The organism is Sulfitobacter dubius, assembly GCF_900113435.1.
Taxonomy (GTDB): domain Bacteria; phylum Pseudomonadota; class Alphaproteobacteria; order Rhodobacterales; family Rhodobacteraceae; genus Sulfitobacter; species Sulfitobacter dubius.
This window is the reverse complement of the sequence record NZ_FOPG01000001.1, coordinates 1717675-1739261: the sequence shown is the minus strand read 5'-3', so window position 1 is coordinate 1739261 and position 21587 is coordinate 1717675. Positions and strand designations below refer to the sequence as shown.

Genomic DNA, 21587 nt, shown 5'->3' with positions numbered 1-21587 from the left:
TAGGGGGTAGTATGGCGGATTTATTCGGCGACAGTGACGCAGCGGCAGCAGAAAGCGGCCACCGACCATTGGCAGACCGCTTGCGCCCGCGCGCATTGGCGGAGGTTATCGGGCAGGAACAAGTGCTTGGCCCCGATGCGCCGCTGACGGTAATGCTCGCGTCGGGTGCATTGTCGTCGCTGATCTTTTGGGGCCCTCCGGGGGTGGGAAAGACGACCATCGCGCGTCTTTTGGCGGATGAGACAGATCTACATTTCGTACAAATCAGCGCAATTTTCTCTGGCGTACCGGAACTGCGCAAGGTTTTTGACGCGGCCAAGCTGCGGCGGCGACAGGGGCAGGGGACGCTGCTGTTTGTCGATGAAATCCACCGCTTCAACAAAGCGCAGCAAGACGGGTTTCTGCCGCATATGGAGGATGGAACGATCCTTCTGGTTGGTGCCACAACGGAAAACCCCAGCTTTGAACTAAACGCCGCGGTGCTTTCTCGGGCGCAGGTACTGGTATTAGAGCGCTTGCCGCATGACGATCTTGAACGATTGGCGCAACGGGCAGAGCAGGAGCTAGGCAAGCCATTGCCGTTACAACCTGACGCCCGCGAGGCGCTATTGGAAATGGCCGATGGCGACGGGCGCGCTTTGCTGAACCTGATCGAACAGGTGACTGCGTGGAAGGGCAATGAATTGCTCGATAAAACCGGGCTCTCCAAACGCTTGATGCGCCGTGCGGCACAGTACGACAAGTCAGGCGATTCGCATTACAACCTCATTTCCGCCCTGCATAAGTCTATGCGCGGGTCAGACCCCGACGCGGCGCTCTATTGGCTGGGGCGGATGCTGGAGGGGGGCGAAGACCCCCGTTATCTGATGCGCCGTATTACCCGAATGGCGGTCGAGGATGTGGGCCTTGCCGATCCGCAGGCGCAGGCCTTTTGCCTTCAGGCTTGGGAGACATACGAGCGGCTTGGGAGTCCCGAGGGGGAGTTGGCCATAGCGCAAGCGTTGACCTACATCTGCCTCGCGCCAAAATCGAACGCGGTTTACAAGGCCTATAAAGGCGCGCGCAAACTGGCCCGCAGCACCGGGTCAGAGCCGCCGCCCAAACATATCCTCAACGCGCCGACAAAGCTGATGAAGGAGCAAGGCTACGGCAGCGGCTATGCCTATGACCATGATGCCGAGGATGGATTTTCGGGGCAGAACTACTTTCCCGATACGATGGCGCGGCCCAGCCTGTACGAGCCGGTCGAACGCGGTTTCGAGCGCGAGTTGAAAAAGCGACAGGATTACTTTGCAGGGCTGCGCGCCAAGCGGAAAACTTGACTCCGGGCCGCGCCCGCGCGATGGGGTGTCGATGATGAAAACACTGATCATGGTGGCCCTCGGCGGCGCTTTGGGCGCCAGCTTGCGGTTCCTTGTCGGGGTCGCGGTGGGCTTTCCGCTGGGCACCTTGGCCGTCAATGTCACTGGCTCGCTGGCGATTGGCGTGGTCTGGGTGCTGGCCGACAAGACGTCGCTGCTGCTGCCCTTCTTGATGACCGGGCTGCTGGGTGGTTTTACCACTTTTTCGGCGTTTTCACTCGATACCCTGCGGCTGCTTGAAGCGGGCCGCGCAGGGGTCGCATTTTCATATGTGGGGGCCTCGGTGATCTTGTCGCTGGCCGCCTGTTTGCTGGGCCTCTGGTTGGCCCGAGAGGTGTTGGCATGAGCCGCGTACAAACCATTACCGTCGCCGTGGGCGATGGCGACCAGCGGCTGGACCGTTGGTTCAAGCGGATGTTTCCGCAGATCAACCAAGGGCTCATCGAGAAGATGTGCCGCAAGGGCGAAATCCGTGTCGATGGGGGCCGGGTCAAGGCCAACACGCGGCTGGAGGCGGGCCAAGAGGTGCGCGTGCCGCCGCTGCCCGACAGCGCGCCTCCGCCGCCGCCCAAGCGGACGCGGATCACCGATGCCGACGCCAAGATGATCCGCAACTGCGTGATTTACCGCGACGATCATTTGATTGCGCTGAACAAGCCGCCCGGTCTGGCGGTGCAGGGCGGCTCGGGGCAGGCGGACCGCCATGTCGATGCGCTCTCGGAAGCGCTGATCTTTGACGCCGAGGAAAAGCCACGTCTGGTGCACCGGTTGGACCGCGACACCTCTGGCGTGCTGCTGCTGGCGCGCACACGTCTGGCGGCCAAGGCGCTGACGGCGGCGATGCGCCACCGTGAGACCCGCAAGATTTACTGGGCCATCGTGGCCGGTGTTCCGACGCCCTACCTGGGCGAGATCAAATATGGCCTCGTCAAAGCAGGCGGTCATGGCCGCAGCGGGGAGGGCGAAAAGATGATTGCCGTGCATCCGCGCGACATGGATGCGACGCCGGGCGCGAAACGCGCGCATACACTTTACGCCACGCTGTTCCGCGTCGGCTCGCGCGCGTCTTGGGTGGCGATGGAGCCGGTCACGGGTCGTACCCACCAGTTGCGTGCGCATATGGCCGAGATCGGACATCCGATCGTCGGTGACGGGAAATACGGCGGCTCTGGTCAAGAGAACCTTGGCGATGGTTGGGGCGCACAACTGGGCGGGATCATCTCGAAAAAGCTGCATCTGCACGCGCGGATGATGCGGTTTGAGCATCCTCAGACGCGCAAGGTTGTCACGATCACGGCTGAGCTGCCGGATCATATGAAGCATAGCTGGGACACCTTCGGCTGGACCGAAGACTTGGCTGATGAAGACCCGTTTGAGTCGTTGCAATGAGCAAGCCGCTGCGCTTAGTGATCTTTGACGTCGACGGCACGCTCGTCGACAGTCAGGCTGATATCATTGCCGCGATGACGGCGGCGTTTGCAGCCGTGGACGCGCCTGTTCCATCGCGCAATGAAATCCTATCGATAGTTGGTTTGTCACTTGATGTGGCGCTGCCGACACTTGCCCCTACGCGCTCTGCCGGGGATCACCTTGTGATGGTTGAGGCCTATAAGACGTCTTACATGACCCTTCGGGCAGAGGCCGGGGTGGCGCAGTCTTCGCCGCTCTATCCCGGCGCGGCAGAAACACTGCGCTGTCTTCACGCTGAGCCAGAGGTGCTTTTGGGTGTTGCCACGGGCAAATCAAAGCGCGGTTTGGACAAGCTGATCGCGGGCCATGGGCTGGAAGGGTTGTTCATAACCCAGCAAGTTGCGGATTTTCATCCTTCAAAACCGCATCCTTCGATGATCCATCAGGCGATGGCGGATGCCGGGGTCGGGCCAGACGCGACGGTTATGATCGGCGACACTTCGTTCGACATGGACATGGCCGCCGCTGCCGGGGTGACTGGGATCGGCGTGAAATGGGGCTATCACGGCCCGGAACGGCTGGCCGCTGCCGCGCATCTTGTCGAGGACTTCGCGGCGCTACCCGCCCTGCTGGAACAGATCTGGAGCATTCCCGCATGAGTGACTGGAAAGCCAAACGTTTTTGGAAAGATGCTGCCGTGGTCGAGGTCGATGGCGGCTTTACCGTCGAACTGGATGGCCGCCGGGTGAAAACACCGGCCAAACGCCCGCTGACCTTGCCGACCCGTGCCATGGCAGAAGCCGTGGCCGCCGAATGGCAAGCGCAAGAGAAACAGATTGACCCGCGCACCATGCCGGTGACCAAGACCGCCAATGCGGCGATTGATAAGGTCGCGGTGCAAAAGGATGAGGTCGTTGATATGCTGGCCGCTTATGGCGACAGTGATCTTCTGTGCTACCGCGCCGACAATCCCGCAGAATTGGTGGCGCGGCAGGCGGCTGAATGGGATCCGATGCTTGATTGGGCCGCTGCGTTCCTTGGCGTCAATTTAGAGACGCGGCAGGGCATTATGCATCAGCCGCAATCGCCTGACGCTTTGGCCGAAATGCACCGCCGGACGGCTGCGCTGGATGCTTTTGAACTGGCAGCATTTCATGATCTCGTAAGCTTGACCGGCTCGCTGGTGCTGGGCTTTGCCGCCTATGAACAGGCGTTTGACCCTCAAAAAATATGGGCGCTTTCGCGCTTGGATGAGGTTTGGCAGGCTGAGCAATGGGGCCGCGATGACGTGGCCGAGCAAGAGGCCGAAATTAAGCGGCAGGCATTTTTACATGCATGTGCAATGATTGTGCTTTCCAAGGCTGCTTAACTTGCTAAAAGCTTTGCGTGCGGATGGGCAAATCACGTTCTAAATTTGCCCATCGCGCCCTTGACCTTCAAACCTGAATCCGCCCACACTGCTTTCCATTGAGCAGGGGAGACCCTGCACATGATCGCTTTCGGCGTCACTTGGCGTCGGATTAACCGCCAGTGAACGTGGCGGACTATCAGGAAGAGGTAAAAATGAAAAAAACCGTAATTTTTGGCGCGCTGACCGTTGCTGGCCTTGCGGCCGGTGCTGCTGGCGCCGCCACGCTCGATGACGTCAAAGCCCGTGGCAAGCTGAACTGTGGCGTGACCACAGGCCTTGCAGGCTTTGCCGCGCCTAACGCCAACGGCGAATGGGAAGGTTTCGACGTGGCCGTGTGCCGTGCCGTTGCCGCAGCCGTTCTGGGCGACAAGAACGCCGTGGAATTCGTTCCGACAACTGGCAAAACCCGCTTCACCGCGCTGGCTTCGGGCGAGATCGACTTCCTCGCACGGAACACCACATGGACCTTCAGCCGTGACACCGACCTGAAATTCGATTTCATCGGCGTGAACTACTACGACGGTCAGGGCTTCATGGTTCCGAAAGCGCTTGGCGTTTCCTCGGCGAAGGATCTGGACGGCGCGACCGTCTGCATCCAGACCGGCACCACAACCGAGCTGAACCTCGCGGACTTCTTCCGCAAGAACAACATCAGCTACGAGCCCGTTCCGGTTGAAACCAACGCCGAAGGCCAGCAGCAGTACCTTGCCGGTGCCTGCGACACCTACACAACTGACGCCTCCGGTCTGGCCGCCACACGTGCGACCTTTGAAACCCCTGGCGACCACGTTCTGCTGCCCGAAATCATCTCGAAAGAGCCGCTCGGCCCGCTGGTCCGTCACGGTGACAACGAGTGGGGCGACATCACCCGCTGGGTGCTGAACGCGCTGATCGCAGCCGAAGAGCTGGGCATCACCTCTGCTAACATCGAAGAGATGACCGGCAACACCAACAACCCTGAGATTGCTCGCCTTTTGGGCACCGAGGGTACGCTGGGTGAGATGATCGGCCTCGACAATGAGTGGGCCAAGCGCGCCATCATGGCCGAAGGCAACTACGGTGAAATCTTTGCCAAGAACATCGGCGAAGAGACACCTATCGGTCTGGCACGTGGGCTGAACGCTCAGTGGACAGACGGTGGCCTGCTCTACGCACCGCCAGTACGCTAAATTAGTTGCCAAGGGGCGCGGGAATTCCTGCGCCCCTTGTGCCTCGGAACCGGGTAACTTGGACTTAACTAAAGCAAGCTACTCCAAAGCGAACAACAACGCGCTAAGAAGACAATAAAAACCCACGATCGGCTAAAACGATCAACGACCAAAAATGATTCGGCCAAGGTGCGCTAAATGCACCAATAAAAAACAAGCCGGAACACAGGGATACATACATGACGACATTCTCCGACCCTCCCAAGGCGTCGTTCCGGCCATCTATGCTGTTGAGCGACACCCGCTATCGGTCGATCACCTTTCAGGTGATTGCGCTGGCGCTGCTGGTCACGGCGATCTGGTATCTGGGCTCTAACCTTGCTGCCAACCTGCGCGCCGCTGGCCTGAACATTTCTTTCCAGTTTCTCGGCAATCCAGCCGGTTATGACATCAACCAAACGTTGATTCCCTATACCAGCCAGTCGTCCAACCTTCAGGCCGCTTGGGTGGGTATCATCAACACGCTGCTGGTGTCCTTCCTTGCCTGTGTCACCGCGACGATCTTTGGCGTCATCGCCGGGGTTCTGCGCCTGTCGAACAACTGGCTCGTGCGCAAGCTGATGGCGGGCTACGTCGAGATTTTCCGCAACATCCCGGTGCTGATCTGGATTCTGATCATCTACACTATCATGACCGCCGCGATGCCCGCGCCTTCGGCCTTCCGCGGTGACGATCCGGCCTCGACCATGATGCTGGGCTCTTTCGCCTTCACCAACCGGGGCGTCTATATTCCCGGGCCAGTCTGGGGGCCGGGGTCGATGATCGTGATGGCGACTTTCGTCGCCTCGGTGATCGGCGTTTTCGCCTACCGCCGCTATGCGACGAAACTGCTATATGACACGGGCCGCCTGCTGCCGATGCTTTGGCCTTCGGTCGCGATCCTGTTGCTGCCGACGATCATCATGTTCTTCATCATGGGCATGCCGATCGGGCTCGATTACCCCGCGCTCAAAGGCTTCAACTTCCGTGGCGGCATCCAAATCGGCGCGCCGTTGATCGCGCTGTGGTTCGCCCTGTCGATCTACACCGGTGCCTTCATCGCCGAGAACGTCCGCGCGGGCATTCAAGCGGTAAGCCGCGGCCAGTCAGAGGCCGCAGCCGCTCTGGGCCTGCGTCCGGGGCGAGTAATGAACCTTGTGGTGCTGCCGCAGGCGCTGCGCGTGATCATCCCGCCGCTGATCTCCAACTATCTTAACATCACCAAGAACTCGTCGCTGGCGATCCTTGTGGGCTATGCCGACATCACCGCAACGCTGGGCGGGATCACCCTGAACCAGACCGGGCGGGCGATTGAATGCGTCGTTCTGCTTATGCTGTTCTACCTCGTGATTTCGCTGGGTATCTCCATGGTGATGAACGTTTATAACAACGCAACGAAGCTGAAGGAGCGTTAAGCCATGTCAGATACACATGCTGAATCCATCGCCTTCGTGCGCGAGTCCTCCCTGCCGCCAGCCGCTCCGCCTGACAAAGTTGGCGGGCCGCTGAAATGGGTGAAAGACAACCTTTTCCCGACATGGGCCAATGCGATTCTGACCCTCGTGGCGCTTTACTTCCTGTATCTGCTGCTTGCGGGCTCTCTACCTTGGTTGCTGAACGGGGTCTGGTCTGCCAGCAGCCTATCGGAGTGCCGTGAGATACTTGACGGTGCTTCGGGGGCCTGTTTCTCGGTGCTAAGCGAGCGTTGGCACCAGTTGCTCTTTGGGTTTAAATACCCAAGCGATCAATACTGGCGTCCGACCCTTGCGCTGGTGCTGCTGTTCCTTGCTGCCGCGCCTGTCCTGTTCATCGACCTGCCGCGCAAGATGCTGCTCTTTACAGGTCTTTATCCATTCCTTGCCTTCTGGCTGATCTGGGGCGGGCCGATCTGGGGGCCGATCTTTGCGCTCTTGGGCGTCGTGGCCGGCTATATCGTCTATAGCCGTCTGGTGCAGAAAAGCTTTGCCATGGCGCTGGCGGGCGGCATCGTTGCTGCGGTGATCGTCTGGTATGTCGGTGGCTTTATTGGGGAGGCGCTGCGCCCCGCGTCGCCCCTGCTTGAGGCGATCCCCAGCCGTGACCTTGGTGGCTTCATGCTCAATATGATGCTGGGTATCACCTGTGTGTCCCTTTCGCTGCCCATTGGCATCGCGCTGGCTCTGGGGCGTCAATCCCACCTGCCGATCGTTAAAGGCATCTGCGTGGTCTTTATCGAATTCGTGCGGGGCGTGCCGCTGATTACCTTGCTGTTCGTGGCGAACGTGATGCTGGCCTATTTCTTCCCGCCGGGTTCGGGGGTCGATCTCTTCATCCGCGTGGTCATTATGATCACCATGTTTTCTTCGGCCTATATCGCTGAGGTGATCCGGGGGGGCCTCGCCGCATTGCCGAAGGGCCAGTATGAGGCCGCTGACAGCCTTGGCCTCGACTATGCGCAGGCGATGCGTCTGATCATCCTGCCGCAGGCGATGAAGATCTCCATTCCGGGCATCGTCAACATCGCCGTGGGTCTGTTCAAGGATACCACGTTGGTCTCGGTCATCTCGTTGTTTGATATCATCGGCATGATCCGCGGACCGATCCTCGCTTCGACCGATTGGAACGGCGTTTACTGGGAACTCTTCATGTTCGCCTCGTTGCTGTTCTTCATCGTTTGCTACGGCATTTCACAATATTCGCAGTGGCTGGAACGCCGTCTTGCGACTGACCATCGTTAAGGGAGGGTTCTCGCATGGCTGAGACCGCACAAATGAAAGTATCCGACGAAGTCGCGATCCGTATCGACAACATGAACAAATGGTATGGCGCGTTTCACGTGCTGCGCGACATCGACCTGACGGTGCACCGCGGCGAGCGGATCGTGATCTGCGGGCCCTCGGGCTCGGGCAAGTCGACGCTGATCCGCTGCATCAACGCGCTGGAGGAGCACCAGAAGGGCTCCATCGAGGTTGACGGCACGCTTCTGTCCTCGGACCTCAAGAACATCGACAAGATCCGCTCTGAGGTCGGCATGTGCTTTCAGCACTTCAACCTCTTTCCGCATCTGACGATCCTTGAAAACTGCACGCTGGCGCCGATTTGGGTGCGCAAAACACCCAAGAAAGAAGCCGAAGAAACGGCGATGCATTTCCTTGAAAAGGTGAAGATCCCCGATCAGGCCAACAAGTACCCCGGCCAGCTTTCGGGTGGTCAGCAGCAGCGTGTGGCGATTGCCCGTTCGCTTTGCATGCGCCCGCGCATCATGCTGTTTGATGAGCCGACATCGGCGCTTGATCCTGAGATGATCAAAGAGGTGCTCGACACGATGATCGAGCTTGCCGAAGAGGGTATGACTATGCTCTGCGTGACCCACGAGATGGGTTTTGCCCGTCAGGTGGCGAACCGGGTGATCTTTATGGACGAAGGCCAGATCGTCGAGCAGAACGAGCCGGAAGCCTTCTTCAACAACCCACAGAGCCCGCGCACACAGCTGTTCCTGAGTCAGATTCTGGGTCACTGATCCGCGCTGCGCCAGTACCGTGAACTAAACGCCCCGGCCAATCGGTCGGGGCGTTTGCGTTTCAGACCAGTTGCTTCGGGACGGTAAAGGCGTGCAGCGCACCGCTACCGGGGGCAAGGTCGGCCCAATTGTCGATGTCGAAATCCATCACCGTGGTTGCGCCGGAAGGATAGCGATCAAAGGCATCCTGATCGGGCGTCTGCTGCAACAGCAGCTCTGCGGCAGCGGCAATGCCGGGGTTATGCGCTACAAGCAACACTGTGTCGCCGGTCGCCCGCTGGCGCAGGTTTGCTATAATCTCACTGGGTTCGGCGAGGTAAAGCTGGCGGAGGTGTTCCACTGCGCAGCTTTCAGGCAGGTTCAAAATCGCGCAGGTTTCGCGCGTGCGCGCCGCCGTGGAACAGAGCACCGCATCAGGCAGCAGCCCTTCAGCCCGTAACCAGTTGCCAAGCGCTTCGGCAGCGCTACGCCCACGGGGGTTCAGAGGGCGATCGTGATCGCTGGTCCCGTGGGACCAGTCCGATTTCGCATGTCGCATTAGGATCAGGCGGCGCATGTCATTCCTTTCACTGCTCGGCCCATCATAGGCGCGAAGCAGGGGCAGGGGGCAAGGGCTTTACCCCTTGCGAATGATGCTGCCCGCGCCGTGTTCGGTGAAGAGTTCCAACAGGCAGGCATTTGGCGCACGACCATCGAGGATCACCGCCGCACGCACGCCACCTTCGAGCGCATCCAGCGCGGTCTGCACCTTCGGGATCATCCCGCCCGCAATTGTGCCGTCCGCGATCATCTCGTTGATCTGGCTTGCCGTCAGGTCGGTAACCACCTCGCCCGAGCCATCTTTGACGCCTGCCACATCAGTAAGCAGTAACAGACGATCAGCCTTCAGCGCGCCCGCAATGGCGCCTGCGGCGGTGTCACCGTTGATGTTATAGGTCTCCCCCCCGCGGCCCATGCCGAGAGGTGCGATGACGGGAATGATGCCCTTATCGGCGAAATCGCGCAGGATGCGCGGATTGACCTGCGTTGGGTTGCCCACGAGGCCCAGAACGGGGTCTTCGGGGTCGCAAACGATCAGGCCGCTGTCCTTGCCCGAGACACCAACCGCACGGCCACCTTGCTCCGAGATCGCCTGTACGATCCGCGCATTGACGAGGCCCGACAGGACCATCTCGACCACTTCCATGGTCGCGGCATCGGTGACGCGCTTGCCGTTCACGAATTCCGATTTGATGTTCAGCCGCGCCAGCATGTCGTTGATCATCGGCCCGCCGCCATGGACGATCACCGGGTTCACCCCGACCTGCCGCATCAGCGCGACATCGCGGGCGAATTCATCCATCGCCTCATCGCTGCCCATTGCATGACCGCCAAGTTTGATGACCACGGTGGCATCGGCGTAGCGTTGCAAAAAGGGCAGGGCTTGGCTGAGTGTGCGGGCAGTGGCGATCCAGTCGCGGTTCATGTCTTGCGTTCTCATCTGTTGACCCATGGGAAGCCGATAGCGGCGGAGGTGTTATACCAGCGTGGCGATGATGGCACGCAAGGTCGGGATGCCCCAGCCCTTTTCCGAAGATGTCACGACAATCTCCGGGTAGGCGGCGGGGTGTTTGCTCAGCGCGTCTTTCACCTGCGTTAGGATCTTCTCACGCTCGGCTTCTTTGACCTTATCAGCTTTGGTCAGCACCACTTGGAAGGTCACGGCAGAGCTGTCGAGCAGGGACATGATTTCATTGTCGACCTTTTTGACCCCATGCCGCGCGTCGATCAGCACGAAGGCGCGGCGCAATGTCTGGCGGCCCGAAAGGTATTGCTTGAGCAGGCGCTGCCATTTCTCGACCACGGGCAATGGGGCATTGGCATAGCCATAGCCCGGCAGGTCGACGAGGTAATGCTCTTCGCCCGCGGTAAAGAAGTTAATCTCCTGCGTGCGGCCCGGCGTGTTCGAGGCCCGCGCCAGTGCTTTCATGCCCGTCAGCGCGTTGATCAGGGTCGATTTCCCGACGTTGGAGCGGCCCGCAAAGCAGACCTCCATCCGGTCTGGGGGGGGCAGCCCGTCCATCGCCACCACGCCTTTGACGAATGTCGTCTCACCGGCGAAAAGCATCCGGCCTTTTTCGGCGCTCGGCGCGTCCGGCTCCTCGGCAATGGTGTAGTTCACTTGCATCAAATCAGCTCCAGTTCGTCGCCCACGGCGATCTCTCCGCCGGTGGTGACGGTCAGGGTAACACCGAAGTCGCGGTGACCCAATTGGTCAAGTGCCGCGAGTGTGTCCACGTCGCGTGCGCCGGTGTCGGTGTTTACGGTGGTTGCAAGGCAGCGAGTGATGCGTTTGGACACATGCAACCGTGCGCCACCGATTTTCATATCGCGCCCGACCCATTCGAATTCATCCCAAGGGGCGGCCCCGTCAAACCAGATGTTGCCGCGCCAACGGGCGGTTTGCAGCGGGGTGCCGCAAAGCGCTTCGACAGCGGCGTGAGAGGCAAGGCTGTTCAGCGAAAGTGTCGGCTCGGCACTGTCGGTATAGCCGCGGCCATCAAGGCGCAGGATGTCCACCGGCGCGGCCCGGCCTTCAGCCACCAAAGGGCCAACCCAATCAAGGAAGGCTGCTTTGTCGCGATCAGGGTGAAAGGTGATCTCGCCTCGCTTTGGATGATGCAAGGTCAGCATCTCGCTTGTTTCGTCAAGCTTGGCCGTAATCGCTTGCAACTGCGGAGAGGACGCGCCCCGCGTAAAATTCAAACACCGCGCCCAGTCGCCCGGCATGGCTTTGGAGGCATCATGCGCCACGGCCCAAAGGCGATCATAGGGCATAGATTGCCCGGCGTGCAGGGTCACACGCTCAACCGTCTCGCGGCCATGGGCCTTGAGCGGATGCCGGTTGAGCGCGGTGATCTGCATCACTTTTTCGACTTGCCAGACTTGGGTTTGGCATCTGCGTTGGCTGCGTTGCCCTTGGGCGTCCGTTTAAAGCCGCCCGCGATGTTGCCCCAAAGGTCAGGTTTGTATCCCTGGCTGCGCATGATCAGGTACTGCTGCGTAAAGGTAATCGTGTTGTTCGCGATCCAGTACACCACGAGGCCAGATGCAAAGCCGCCCAGCATGAACATGAAGACCCAAGGCATCCAAGCAAAGATCATCTGCTGTGTCGGATCGGTGGGGGCCGGGTTCAATTTTTGCTGCAAGAACATGGAGATACCCAAGAGCAGCGGCAGAATGCCGATGAACACCAGCGCCAGCATCGAGCCAGGCTCAGGCGCGGCATAGGGCAGCAGCCCCCAAAGGTTCATGATCGAGGTTGGATCGGGTGAGCTAAGGTCTTGGAACGGGCCAAAGAAGGGCGCGTGGCGCAGTTCGATGGTGACAAAGATAACTTTGTAGAGCGAGAAGAAGATTGGAATCTGCATCAGGATCGGCAGACAGCCCGCAGCGGGGTTCACCTTGTTCTTCTTGTAAAGCTCCATCATGCCTTGCTGCATCTTCTGACGGTCGTCGCCCGCATCCTTCTTCAGCTTTTCCATCTCGGGCTGAAGCTCTTTCATCCGCGCCATGGAGACGTAGGATTTATAGGCCAGAGGGAAGAGCAGCGCTTTGATCAGCAGGGTCAGGCCGATAATCGCAACGCCCATGTTACCGATCAGTTGGTTCAGGTTGTGCAGCAGCCAGAAGATCGGCTTGGTCAGAAAGAAGAACCAACCCCAGTCGATGCTGTCGATGAATTTGGCAACGCCTGCGGATTGGTAATCTTGCAGTGTTTCCCATTCCTTCGCGCCTGCGAAGAACTTGCTGGAAGTGCTTACGCTTTCGCCTGCGGCGACCGAGCGGGTCGGTTGGCGGGTGAAAGCGCGGTAGGTGTCGGCGCGCGGGTCATAGGTGAGCGCCTGTTCAAAGGTCTCGCCTGCTTCGGGGATCAGCACCGCCTGCCAATAGTGATCGGTAAAGCCGACCCAGCCTTCGGTGACGCCTTCGGTGACCACGGCGGGGCGGCCCCAAGTGCTGTTTACCTCAGCTTCGGCGATGTCGTCCCAATCAACTTCCGACAACTCGCCATTGGCCATCGAAACGGCGCCTTCGTGCAAGATGAAGAAGCTTTTCAGGTCTTCGGGCAATCCGTGCTGAGCGATCATGCCAAACGGGGCAAGGTTGACGGGCGCCTCGCCGTTGTTAGTGACGCTCTGGGTGATGTCGAACATATATTCATCATCAACCGAAATTTGGCGGGTGAAGACCTGACCGGCACCGTTGTCCCATGTCAGGGTGACGGGGCTGTCAACGCCCAAAGCCTCACCTTCGCTGAGGGTCCAAAGCGTGTCTACGCCCGGAACCGCATCAGGCCCAAGGCCGGAGCCTGCCGCCCAGCCGTGCAGGGCGTAATAGGCGTCGCTCGACCCTTCGGGAGAGAGCAGGGTGACCACTTCGGCGTTTTCATCGAGAGTGGTTTGGTAGTCGTTCAGCTTGAGATCATCAATCCGACCACCCATCAGGGAAATAGAGCCACTGACCTTATCGGTCGCGATTTCAACCCGAGGCGCATCGGCCAGTGCGGCGCGGCGGCCTTCGGGGGCGGCGCCTTCGCCGGTATCCGTACCGGGTGCCGCAGCCGTCTCTGCTGGGGAAGCGGGAACGGAGGTGCCATCTTCGGTTTGGGTCATCTCGACGCTGTTCTCTAGCGCAGGGTCGGCTTCGGGGGGCGGGAACAAGAGGAACCACACGAGGATGACGGCAAAGCTGAGCGCCGTGGCAAGGATGAGATTCTTGTTCTGTTCGTCCATGGGGACCGCCACCTGATGTCTTTGAATATCACGGGGGTTCAACAGAGTGCGGGGCCAAAGGTCAAGCGGAATCGGGTAGGATCACTGGGCGTATGGGGTGGTTTTGCTCCATCTGGCATGGGTTTTGCGGAGTTCTGCCGGGGAGAGTTGATAGGGTTGGTTGCGTGGCGGCTTTGGCCCATCGCGCAAGCCGGGAAGTTCTTTGGGATTGTGAAACGGTTACTGGTTTGTCATGCGCCTCTCGTTTGCCTGCTGCGGCTAAATGTTGGATTTTGCTGATGCTTGGGCAAAATGGACGCGCTAGGTTGCGCGGCCGTCCATGATACGTGGAACATCTTGTAGTTTTGCATTGTGGCGGGCAATCCAGTCCAGCGTTTGTTCAAACGGCATGGGACGTGCGATGCCGAATCCCTGCACATGATCACAGCCAAGTTGCGCCAGCAAAACTTCTCTCCCACCGTTTCCACCCCTTCGGCAAGGGTTTCGACGCCCAGCCTTTCGGCCATGGTGAGGATCGCACCAATCATACGCTGTTGGTCCGGGTCTCGGTCCGTTTTCATGACGAACGACCGATCAATTTTGATCCGACTGACCGAAAAACGGCGGATTGAGGCGATGGAGGCATTGCCAGTGCCAAAGTCATCAAGGTCAATACGACAGCCCAGCTTGCCCAAGGCATTGATATTTCGCGTGATCACATCGTCGGGGGTAGATGCGACGACAGTCTCAAGAACTTCGACAGCAAGTCTGTTTGGGCTCAGATCAAAACGGTCCAGCTCCCAAGTTATTTTGTCAATCAGCCGGGGGTTGGCAAGTTCGCCACCGGCGAAGTTCACGCCAATCTGCGGCACCTCCGTGCCGGAGCTGTCCCAGGCTTTGAGCGCGGCGAAGGAATGGTACATCATCACCTCGGCCAATCGTTCTAGAAGGCCGGCTTCTTCGATCGCGGGTAGGAAATCCGAAGGGGGGATCATGCCGCGCACCGGGTGGTTCCAGCGTGCCAAGGCTTCAAACCCGGTGATCTGGCCTGTGTCGGTTGAGATTTGCGGCTGGAACCAAGGCTGAATTTGGCCGCCATCCAAGGCGATCGTGACGTCCTCGCGCAGTTCTGCGCGGTTTTCGGTTTCGCGCCGCATCTGATCAGAGAAGGCACGTATGGAAGAAGGTCCGTGTTGTTGCGCAATACGCAGGGCGGTGGCTGCAGCAGCAAGCCATGCGGCGCCATCGGGACCCGGGGCGCGGGTGCTGAGGCAAAAGCCAACCGAGGCGGTTAGATAAACGGTCACGCCGTCGACAGAGATAGGCTCTTCCAATGCTGTTTGAACCCTTCCAGCGAGTTGGATGCAAAGCTCAAGGTCAAGCTGGCGCACTGGGGCCATGCAGATCGCAAAACGCGCCTCTCCCATTTTGCCGATGTTGTCGTCATCCCGTAGGGCGCTAACCAGACGTTGGCCGCTTTGTCGGACAATGGTGTCGGCAGCCGCATGACCGTAACGTTCGATAAGCTGGTCGAATTCCTCAATCGCGATGAAAAACGTTGCTGACAATCGCCCCTGTGATCGGGCGCGCTGAAAGTCTTGTTCGGTCAATTCTTCAAAAGTGCGGCGCTGAAGTATGCCGCTGACCGCATCCCGGGGCAACATTACCCCCCCACCGAAACGCTGTCCTGCAAGGTATAGAAGCGGCAGCGCGGCGGAGGTCGTGATCAAAGCCAATTCACCGCCAAGCCAAAATGCAAGCAATGACATTGCAGGAAGGAAAGCCAAAGCGGCCTGTCCGCTGAGCAAAGCGGCAAACGACTGGCGCAGCTGCGTTAGCCCAGAACGCTGGTAAAGTGCCATCGCGATATCCCTATCTTATGTACGCAATGTCTGCGCCTTCGAAAGTGGAATATCGCCTTTGGGGTGTGCTGTGGGTTAACAGAGAGCAGTTTCTTGTGGATTCTTATCTAAAATTGTTCTTGCTTCGTACCCTCAAAGTTCCGCATCAGCCCCGCAAAGTCGAAGAGATTTGGATCCAGAAGATGCGAGGGGCGGGCATTCATCAGGGCCCGGAACATCACCTGCCGTCGGCCGGGGCTATTAGTCTCCCAACCATCGAGAATCGCCTTTACCTGCTGGCGCTGTAGCCCGTCTTGAGACCCGCAAAGATCGCAAGGAATGATCGGGTAATTCATCGCCGTGGCAAAGCGTTCGCAATCGCTTTCAGCCACATGGGCGAGGGGGCGGTAGAGGAACAAGTCACCTTCCTCGTTAACCAGTTTGGGCGGCATCGTCGCCAGTCGCCCGCCGTGGAAGAGGTTCATGAAGAAGGTTTCTAGAATGTCATCCCGGTGATGCCCCAGCACCACGGCAGAGCAGCCCTCCTCCCGCGCGATCCGGTAGAGATTGCCGCGGCGCAGGCGGCTGCAAAGGGCGCAAAAGGTGCGTCCGGCGGGGATCTTGTCCATCACGATTGAGTAGGTGTCTTGATATTCGATGCGATGCGGAACGCCCATCTTTTCAAGGAATTCCGGCAGCACGGTGGCCGGAAAGTTCGGCTGGCCTTGATCGAGGTTGCAAGCCAGAAGCTCGACAGGCAGCAGGCCGCGCCATTGCAATTCATGCAGGACCGCAAGCAGGGTGTAGCTGTCTTTGCCGCCCGACAGGCAGACCAGCCATTTGGGTTTCGGCGCGCCCTCGGCGGTCGGCTCGACCATACCGTATTGGTCGATCGCCTCGCGGGTCATGCGGACGATACGCTTGCGCAGTTTCTTGAACTCGGTGCTTTGCGGTGCGCCGGCAAAGAGGGGGTGAATCTCGTTGGTTTCGTCCAGCATCGTCTGTCTCTCACTATCAACTTGGCTTCACCTAGGGCATTTTACCCCTTTGCCGCAAGCGTGACGCTAATCGGGGACGTTGTCGATTCCGCTTTGTCCCCATGGATGGCAGCGGGCGATGCGCCGCGCGGCCAGCCATCCGCCCCGCAGACCGCCGTGCTTTTGCAACGCTTCCAGCGCATAGGCACTGCAGGTGGGCTGGTAGCGACAATTGTATCCGACCCACGGGCTGAAGAGCAGCCGGTAGCCGCGCACCGGTAGGGCGAGCAGCGTCGCAAAGGGGGTCATTTGCGCGCCCCGTGCAGGATATCGAGCGCGCGGGTGAGATCGGCAAGCAATTGGTCGAAGGGCAGGGCCGCCGTCGCCTCGCGCCGCCCGACAAAGACATAGTCCATGCCCGCTTGGCCCGTCTGCGGCAGGGTCAGCCGTGCGATTTCACGCAAGCGGCGCTTGGCGCGGTTGCGGGCAACGGCGTTGCCGACCTTTTTCGAGCAGGTAAATCCCACGCGAATGGGCGCCGCGCTGGGCTCTTCCTCCCGGCGGGGTCGCATTTGCAGGATGAATCCCGGGGTCGCCACACGTTTGGCGTGACTTGCACGCTGGAAATCCGCCCGTTTGGTCAGGGTTTCCAAACGCAGAGAAACCGCCGGGGCAGGGTTCCCCTTCGTGGCGCAAGTGCCATTCAAGGGTGCCTCCGGCGGTGTCATATTCTGGTTCCGAAGATCGAAAGCGCTTACGCGCTCAGCGATTTCCGGCCCTGTGCGCGGCGTGCGTTGATGATCTTACGACCGGCTTTGGTGGCCATACGTGCGCGGAAACCATGGCGCCGCTTGCGCACGAGGTTCGAGGGTTGAAAGGTGCGTTTCATCGCTCCGTCTCCATTTAAAGCTGGCTGGGCACGGAATCACTTGAAGGGTTCCACCGCGGCCAGCGTCAATTCAAGCCCGTCCTCTAATGCGGGAGGGCGCGCAAGTCAAACCCCCTGACAGGGAAAAACCGCGCTTTGCAACAAAATGCCGGTCCGTAGGGGCCGGATTGTTTCAGTTTGCCCCAGTACCCTGCAAAATCGGCCCTTTGCGCACAAGTCCTATCAACCACGCGTGAAGAGCCTGTTCGTGCGGGCCGCGGCACGCCATCATTATAGAAACACAGATGGTCTGATGCAGGCCCAATGGAAGTGATGACATGAGCCCCAATGACCAAAGTAAACCAACGCTAATGCGTTACCTGCCCCTCGCGGTGATTGTGGCTGTTGCCGCCATCGGCGCGTTTACCCTGCGTGATTACCTGAGTTTCGACGCCCTGCGTGAGAATCGCGAGGCTCTTATCGCCTTTCGTGACAGCAACTATCTGCTGACCGCGCTGGCCTTTGTCGCCGCCTATGTGGTGATCGTGGCCTTTTCGTTGCCCGGTGCCACGGTGGCGACGCTGACGGGTGGGTTCTTGTTTGGGCTGTTTCCGGGCGTCCTTTATAACGTGGGCGGTGCGACACTTGGCGCGATCGTGATCTTTCTGGCCGCGCAATGGGGTCTGGGCGACCGGCTGAAAGAACGGATGGACGCCTCTGATGGGGTGGTGCGCAAGATCAAGGCGGGGATCGACGACAACCAATGGTCGATGCTCTTCTTTATCCGGCTCGTGCCGGTGGTGCCGTTCTTTGTTGCGAATCTGGTGCCGGCCTTCCTCGGCGTGCCACTGTTTCGCTTCGCGATCTCCACGTTCTTCGGCATCATGCCGGGGGCGCTGGTCTTTACCTCTGTCGGGGCTGGGCTAGGTGCAGTCTTTGCCCGAGGTGAGACGCCCAACCTCGGGATCATCTTTGAACCCCATATTTTGCTGCCCATTTTGGGCCTCTGCGTGCTGTCGCTGCTGCCCGTGGCGATCAAGACATTTACCGGCAAGAAGGATCTGCTGAAATGACCAACCGTATCAAGACCGACGTTCTGATCATCGGCGCAGGCTCTGGCGGGTTGTCGGTGGCGGCGGGGGCCGTGCAGATGGGCGCGGATGTGACCCTGCTGGAAGGGCATAAAATGGGGGGCGATTGCCTGAACTATGGCTGCGTGCCCTCAAAGGCGCTGATCAAAACCGGCAAGACCGCCTATGCTCAACAGCACAGTGCGCAATATGGGGTCGAGAATGCCGCCGGAGTGGTGGATTACGCCGCCGCCAAGGATCACGTGGCCGATGTCATCTCGCAAATCGCGCCGGTGGATTCGGTTGAACGGTTTGAAGGACTGGGCGTGCGGGTGATCCGCGAATACGGGCGTTTCATTTCCGATAAAGAGGTGCAGGCGGGCGATACGATCATCACCGCGCGGCGCATTGTTGTGGCCACAGGGTCATCCCCTCTGGTGCCGCCGATTCCGGGGCTGAATGATGTGCCGTATGAGACCAACGAAACCCTCTTTGAGCTACGGGAGAAGCCGGAGCATTTGATCATCATCGGTGGCGGGCCTATCGGCATCGAAATGGCACAGGCCCATGTGCGGATGGGCTGCAAGGTCACGGTGATCGAAGGCAGTCGTGCGCTTGGCAAGGATGATCCGGAGCTGGCCGAAGTTGTTTTGCAAACTATGCGCGACGAAGGTGTGGTCTTTGAAGAGGGCAGTGATGCCGCCAAAATCAGCGGCGCGGCGGGCGCGATCACGGTTGAAACCAAGGATGGTCGGGTGATCAATGGCTCGCATCTGCTGATGGCAGTGGGCCGCAAAAGCAATATCGACCGGCTCGACCTCGATAAAGCGGGAGTGGAGACCACCAAAGCGGGCATCAAGGTGGACGACAGCCTGCGCAGCAGCAACCGCCGCGTCTATGCCATTGGCGACGTGGCAGGCGGGCTGCAATTCACCCATGTGGCAGGCTATCACGCCGGGGTGGTGATCCGCTCGATCCTGTTTGGCCTGCCGAGCAAGACCAAGTTGCACCATATCCCATGGGTCACCTATGCCGCGCCGGAACTGGCCCAGGTCGGGCTGACCGAGGCGCAGGCGCATGAGGAACATGGGGATAAGCTGGAGGTTGTGCGTTTTCACTATAACCACAACGACCGCGCCATCGCCGAGCGTCAGACGAAAGGTTTTATTAAGGTTATGGTGGTTAAAGGTCGCCCAGTTGGTGCCAGTATCGTGGGCCATCAAGCGGGTGAATTGATTTCTTTGTGGTCGCTGGCGCTGGTCAATAGCATGAAGATGAGCCAAATTGCGGCTATGGTCGCCCCTTACCCCACGATCTCGGAGATTAACAAACGCGCTGCGGGCGCCTATTTCAGCCCGCGCCTGTTTGAAAGCGCGCTGGTCAAGACGGTCGTGCGGGCTGTGCAGCGCTTGCTGCCCTGAGATAGCTTATGATCCACTCGCTTTCTGGCCGTCTGTTGATCCTCACCACCATCTTTGTGATGCTGGCCGAAGTGCTGATCTTTGTTCCTTCGATCGCGCGGTTCCGCGAGGAATATATGCTGACTCGGTTGGAAAGGGCGCAGATTGCGTCATTGGCGCTGTTGGCTGACGACATGCTCGACCCAGAGCTGGAAGAGGAGCTGCTGCGCAACGCCGAAGTTTTCAACGTCGTCTTGCGCCGGGATGAGGCGCGGCAGTTGATGTTGGCCTCACCCATGCCGCGCACCGTGTCGCAAACCTATGACCTGCGCGATGCCACTGCGATGGTGCTGATCCGCGACGCGATGCTGCGGCTGTTCCGGCCCGGCAATGAAGTTGTGCGGGTGATCGGTGCACCCGTGCGCGAGGCGGGGTTGCTGATCGAAGTAACGATGGAAACCGCGCCTATGCGTGTCGCCATGCTCGACTACGGGATTCGGATCCTGATGTTGTCGGCGGTAATCTCGGTTATTACGGCGGTGCTTTTGTTCTTTGCCATGCGTGCCTTGTTGCTAAAGCCGATCAAGCGAGTGGCGGGCCATATGCAGCGCTATGCCGCCGCGCCCGAAGATGCGCGCCGAATCTTTGAGCCATCCTCCAGCGTGACCGAGCTGCGCGAGGCCGAAGAGGCGCTGAAAAAACTGCAAACAGACCTGACGCAGGCGCTGAAACAGAAAGAGCGATTGGCCCAACTGGGCAGCGCGGTGAGCAAGATCAGCCATGACCTGCGCAATATCCTAACATCTGCGCAGCTGTTCACCGACCGCATTGAGATGTCAGAAGACCCTACCGTCAAGCGCATGGCGCCAAAACTGGTTGGTTCGATCACCCGCGCGGTTCATCTGTGCGAATCGACGCTGGCTTTCGGCAAGGCCGAAGAGCCGGGGCCGACGTTGACCCTCATGGCGCTGGATGAACTGGTAGAAGAGGTGATTGATGGCGAACGCCTTGCTGATCCCGAAAGCGAGATCAGCTTTGCTGCCGACATTCCTGCGCAACTGACTGTGCGTGCGGACCCTGAACAGATGTACCGCGTGCTGGCCAACCTGATGCGCAACGCCCGTCAGGCGATCACAGCCACCGGCAAACCGGGTGAGGTGCATCTGCGTGCCGAAGATGGGGCAGGGGCCTGGTGCATCACAGTCAGCGATACTGGCCCGGGCCTGCCGCCCAAAGCGCGCGAACATCTGTTTACGGCGTTTCAAGGCGGTGCGCGCAAGGGCGGCTCGGGGCTGGGTTTGGTCATCGCGTCGGAACTGGTGCGCGGCCATGGCGGCACTTTGGCGCTGCGCAGCACTGGGCCCGAAGGCACCGTTTTTGACATTACCCTGCCCAAGGGCGACGGCACTTTATAAACTTTCGAAGAAAATTGCATTTCCTCAAAACGAGGGCTTGCAACTCTCCGGGGGTAAGACTAAACCCCCGCTCAGTGGACCGATAGCTCAGCTGGATAGAGTACCTGACTACGAATCAGGGGGTCGGGGGTTCGAATCCTCCTCGGTCCGCCACTAACCAAGCTTAAAGACCTGATTTTATTGATGGAATAGCGGATTGGTGGAGTTTTCTCCCATAATCCCTCCCATTTTTAATCTTAGATACTGCCGGTTCGAATTTCGCTAGAATTAGGTTTGTTTGGTTGTCTGTTCCCGCTGTCCTCAGCAATGGTCCCTATCCGCTCTTAAGGGTGCTCTTGAAGGCAATTAGAACCGGCTTCGCGCCATAGGCGTTTAATTCAGCTTTGCCAGAAGC

At 59.4% G+C, this 21587-nt stretch carries 21 protein-coding genes, 1 tRNA gene and 1 pseudogene; 13 read left to right on the top strand and 10 right to left on the bottom strand.

All coding sequences use genetic code 11. The features are described 5' to 3' along the window. Positions 1–11: 11 nt before the first annotated feature. The 9 genes from BM229_RS08465 to BM229_RS08425 all read left to right on the top strand — a co-directional run bounded on the left by BM229_RS08465 (position 12) and on the right by BM229_RS08425 (position 8868). Positions 12–1322, top strand: a complete 1311-nt coding sequence (locus BM229_RS08465; protein ID WP_093927135.1) for a replication-associated recombination protein A — start codon at positions 12–14, stop codon at positions 1320–1322. A 31-nt stretch (positions 1323–1353) separates the two neighbouring features. Next, positions 1354–1707, top strand: coding sequence for a fluoride efflux transporter FluC (locus tag BM229_RS08460; RefSeq protein WP_139226270.1), 354 nt, complete (start codon positions 1354–1356; stop codon positions 1705–1707). Next, positions 1704–2750 (top strand): RluA family pseudouridine synthase, encoded by a 1047-nt coding sequence (locus tag BM229_RS08455; protein ID WP_093927133.1) that lies wholly within the window; start codon positions 1704–1706, stop codon positions 2748–2750. The genes BM229_RS08460 and BM229_RS08455 overlap by 4 nt, the downstream gene beginning before the upstream one ends. Beyond that, the gene (locus tag BM229_RS08450; RefSeq protein ID WP_093927132.1) at positions 2747–3430 is read left to right on the top strand and encodes an HAD-IA family hydrolase; all 684 of its coding nucleotides are present in this window, start codon (positions 2747–2749) and stop codon (positions 3428–3430) included. The genes BM229_RS08455 and BM229_RS08450 overlap by 4 nt, the downstream gene beginning before the upstream one ends. Next, positions 3427–4140, top strand: coding sequence for an ATP12 family chaperone protein (locus tag BM229_RS08445; RefSeq protein ID WP_093927131.1), 714 nt, complete (start codon positions 3427–3429; stop codon positions 4138–4140). Before BM229_RS08450 ends, BM229_RS08445 begins: the two co-directional genes overlap by 4 nt. A gap of 194 nt (positions 4141–4334) precedes the next feature. After that, a complete protein-coding gene (locus tag BM229_RS08440; RefSeq protein WP_093927130.1) occupies positions 4335–5351 on the top strand; it encodes an amino acid ABC transporter substrate-binding protein in 1017 nt (338 codons plus the stop codon). A 218-nt stretch (positions 5352–5569) separates the two neighbouring features. Further along, complete coding sequence (locus BM229_RS08435; protein ID WP_093927129.1) at positions 5570–6784, top strand: amino acid ABC transporter permease; 1215 nt, start codon at positions 5570–5572, stop codon at positions 6782–6784. 3 nt (positions 6785–6787) lie between these two features. Further along, positions 6788–8086: an amino acid ABC transporter permease gene (locus tag BM229_RS08430; protein WP_093927128.1), complete on the top strand. Its 1299-nt coding sequence runs from the start codon at positions 6788–6790 to the stop codon at positions 8084–8086. A gap of 14 nt (positions 8087–8100) precedes the next feature. Next, positions 8101–8868, top strand: a complete 768-nt coding sequence (locus BM229_RS08425) for an amino acid ABC transporter ATP-binding protein (RefSeq protein WP_093927127.1) — start codon at positions 8101–8103, stop codon at positions 8866–8868. Between the two features lie 61 nt (positions 8869–8929). Here the strand turns inward: BM229_RS08425 and BM229_RS08420 are convergent, their stop codons facing one another. The 10 genes and pseudogenes from BM229_RS08420 to rpmH all read right to left on the bottom strand — a co-directional run bounded on the left by BM229_RS08420 (position 8930) and on the right by rpmH (position 17329). Next, complete coding sequence (locus tag BM229_RS08420; protein WP_093927126.1) at positions 8930–9424, bottom strand: SixA phosphatase family protein; 495 nt, start codon at positions 9422–9424, stop codon at positions 8930–8932. Positions 9425–9484: 60 nt separating this feature from the next. Then, positions 9485–10348 (bottom strand): acetylglutamate kinase, encoded by an 864-nt coding sequence (gene argB, locus BM229_RS08415; protein ID WP_208604036.1) that lies wholly within the window; start codon positions 10346–10348, stop codon positions 9485–9487. Positions 10349–10384: 36 nt separating this feature from the next. After that, a complete protein-coding gene (yihA, locus tag BM229_RS08410; RefSeq protein ID WP_093927124.1) occupies positions 10385–11035 on the bottom strand; it encodes a ribosome biogenesis GTP-binding protein YihA/YsxC in 651 nt (216 codons plus the stop codon). Continuing rightward, positions 11035–11772 carry an MOSC domain-containing protein gene (locus tag BM229_RS08405; protein ID WP_208604049.1) on the bottom strand — a complete coding sequence of 246 codons (738 nt, stop codon included), beginning with the start codon at positions 11770–11772 and terminating at the stop codon, positions 11035–11037. The genes yihA and BM229_RS08405 overlap by 1 nt, the downstream gene beginning before the upstream one ends. Further along, complete coding sequence (gene yidC / locus BM229_RS08400; RefSeq protein ID WP_093927122.1) at positions 11772–13643, bottom strand: membrane protein insertase YidC; 1872 nt, start codon at positions 13641–13643, stop codon at positions 11772–11774. The genes BM229_RS08405 and yidC overlap by 1 nt, the downstream gene beginning before the upstream one ends. A gap of 300 nt (positions 13644–13943) precedes the next feature. After that, positions 13944–15484, bottom strand: a pseudogene (locus BM229_RS08395) (putative bifunctional diguanylate cyclase/phosphodiesterase). A 107-nt stretch (positions 15485–15591) separates the two neighbouring features. Further along, positions 15592–16461, bottom strand: a complete 870-nt coding sequence (gene ttcA, locus BM229_RS08390; protein WP_093927121.1) for a tRNA 2-thiocytidine(32) synthetase TtcA — start codon at positions 16459–16461, stop codon at positions 15592–15594. Positions 16462–16527: 66 nt separating this feature from the next. Continuing rightward, positions 16528–16749, bottom strand: a complete 222-nt coding sequence (gene yidD, locus BM229_RS08385; protein ID WP_093927120.1) for a membrane protein insertion efficiency factor YidD — start codon at positions 16747–16749, stop codon at positions 16528–16530. Then, a complete protein-coding gene (rnpA, locus tag BM229_RS08380) occupies positions 16746–17168 on the bottom strand; it encodes a ribonuclease P protein component (protein ID WP_093927119.1) in 423 nt (140 codons plus the stop codon). The genes yidD and rnpA overlap by 4 nt, the downstream gene beginning before the upstream one ends. A gap of 26 nt (positions 17169–17194) precedes the next feature. After that, complete coding sequence (gene rpmH, locus BM229_RS08375) at positions 17195–17329, bottom strand: 50S ribosomal protein L34 (RefSeq protein WP_007118882.1); 135 nt, start codon at positions 17327–17329, stop codon at positions 17195–17197. Between the two features lie 317 nt (positions 17330–17646). Between rpmH and BM229_RS08370 the strand changes: the two genes are divergently transcribed. The 4 genes from BM229_RS08370 to BM229_RS08355 all read left to right on the top strand — a co-directional run bounded on the left by BM229_RS08370 (position 17647) and on the right by BM229_RS08355 (position 21346). Continuing rightward, the gene (locus BM229_RS08370) at positions 17647–18381 is read left to right on the top strand and encodes a TVP38/TMEM64 family protein (RefSeq protein ID WP_093927118.1); all 735 of its coding nucleotides are present in this window, start codon (positions 17647–17649) and stop codon (positions 18379–18381) included. Then, a complete protein-coding gene (locus BM229_RS08365; RefSeq protein WP_093927117.1) occupies positions 18378–19799 on the top strand; it encodes a dihydrolipoyl dehydrogenase family protein in 1422 nt (473 codons plus the stop codon). Before BM229_RS08370 ends, BM229_RS08365 begins: the two co-directional genes overlap by 4 nt. Positions 19800–19807: 8 nt before the next feature. Further along, on the top strand, positions 19808–21193 hold the full coding sequence (locus tag BM229_RS08360) for a sensor histidine kinase (RefSeq protein ID WP_093927116.1): 1386 nt from the start codon (positions 19808–19810) through the stop codon (positions 21191–21193). Positions 21194–21269: 76 nt separating this feature from the next. Further along, positions 21270–21346: transfer RNA gene (locus tag BM229_RS08355), tRNA-Arg, on the top strand. Positions 21347–21587: the final 241 nt, after the last annotated feature.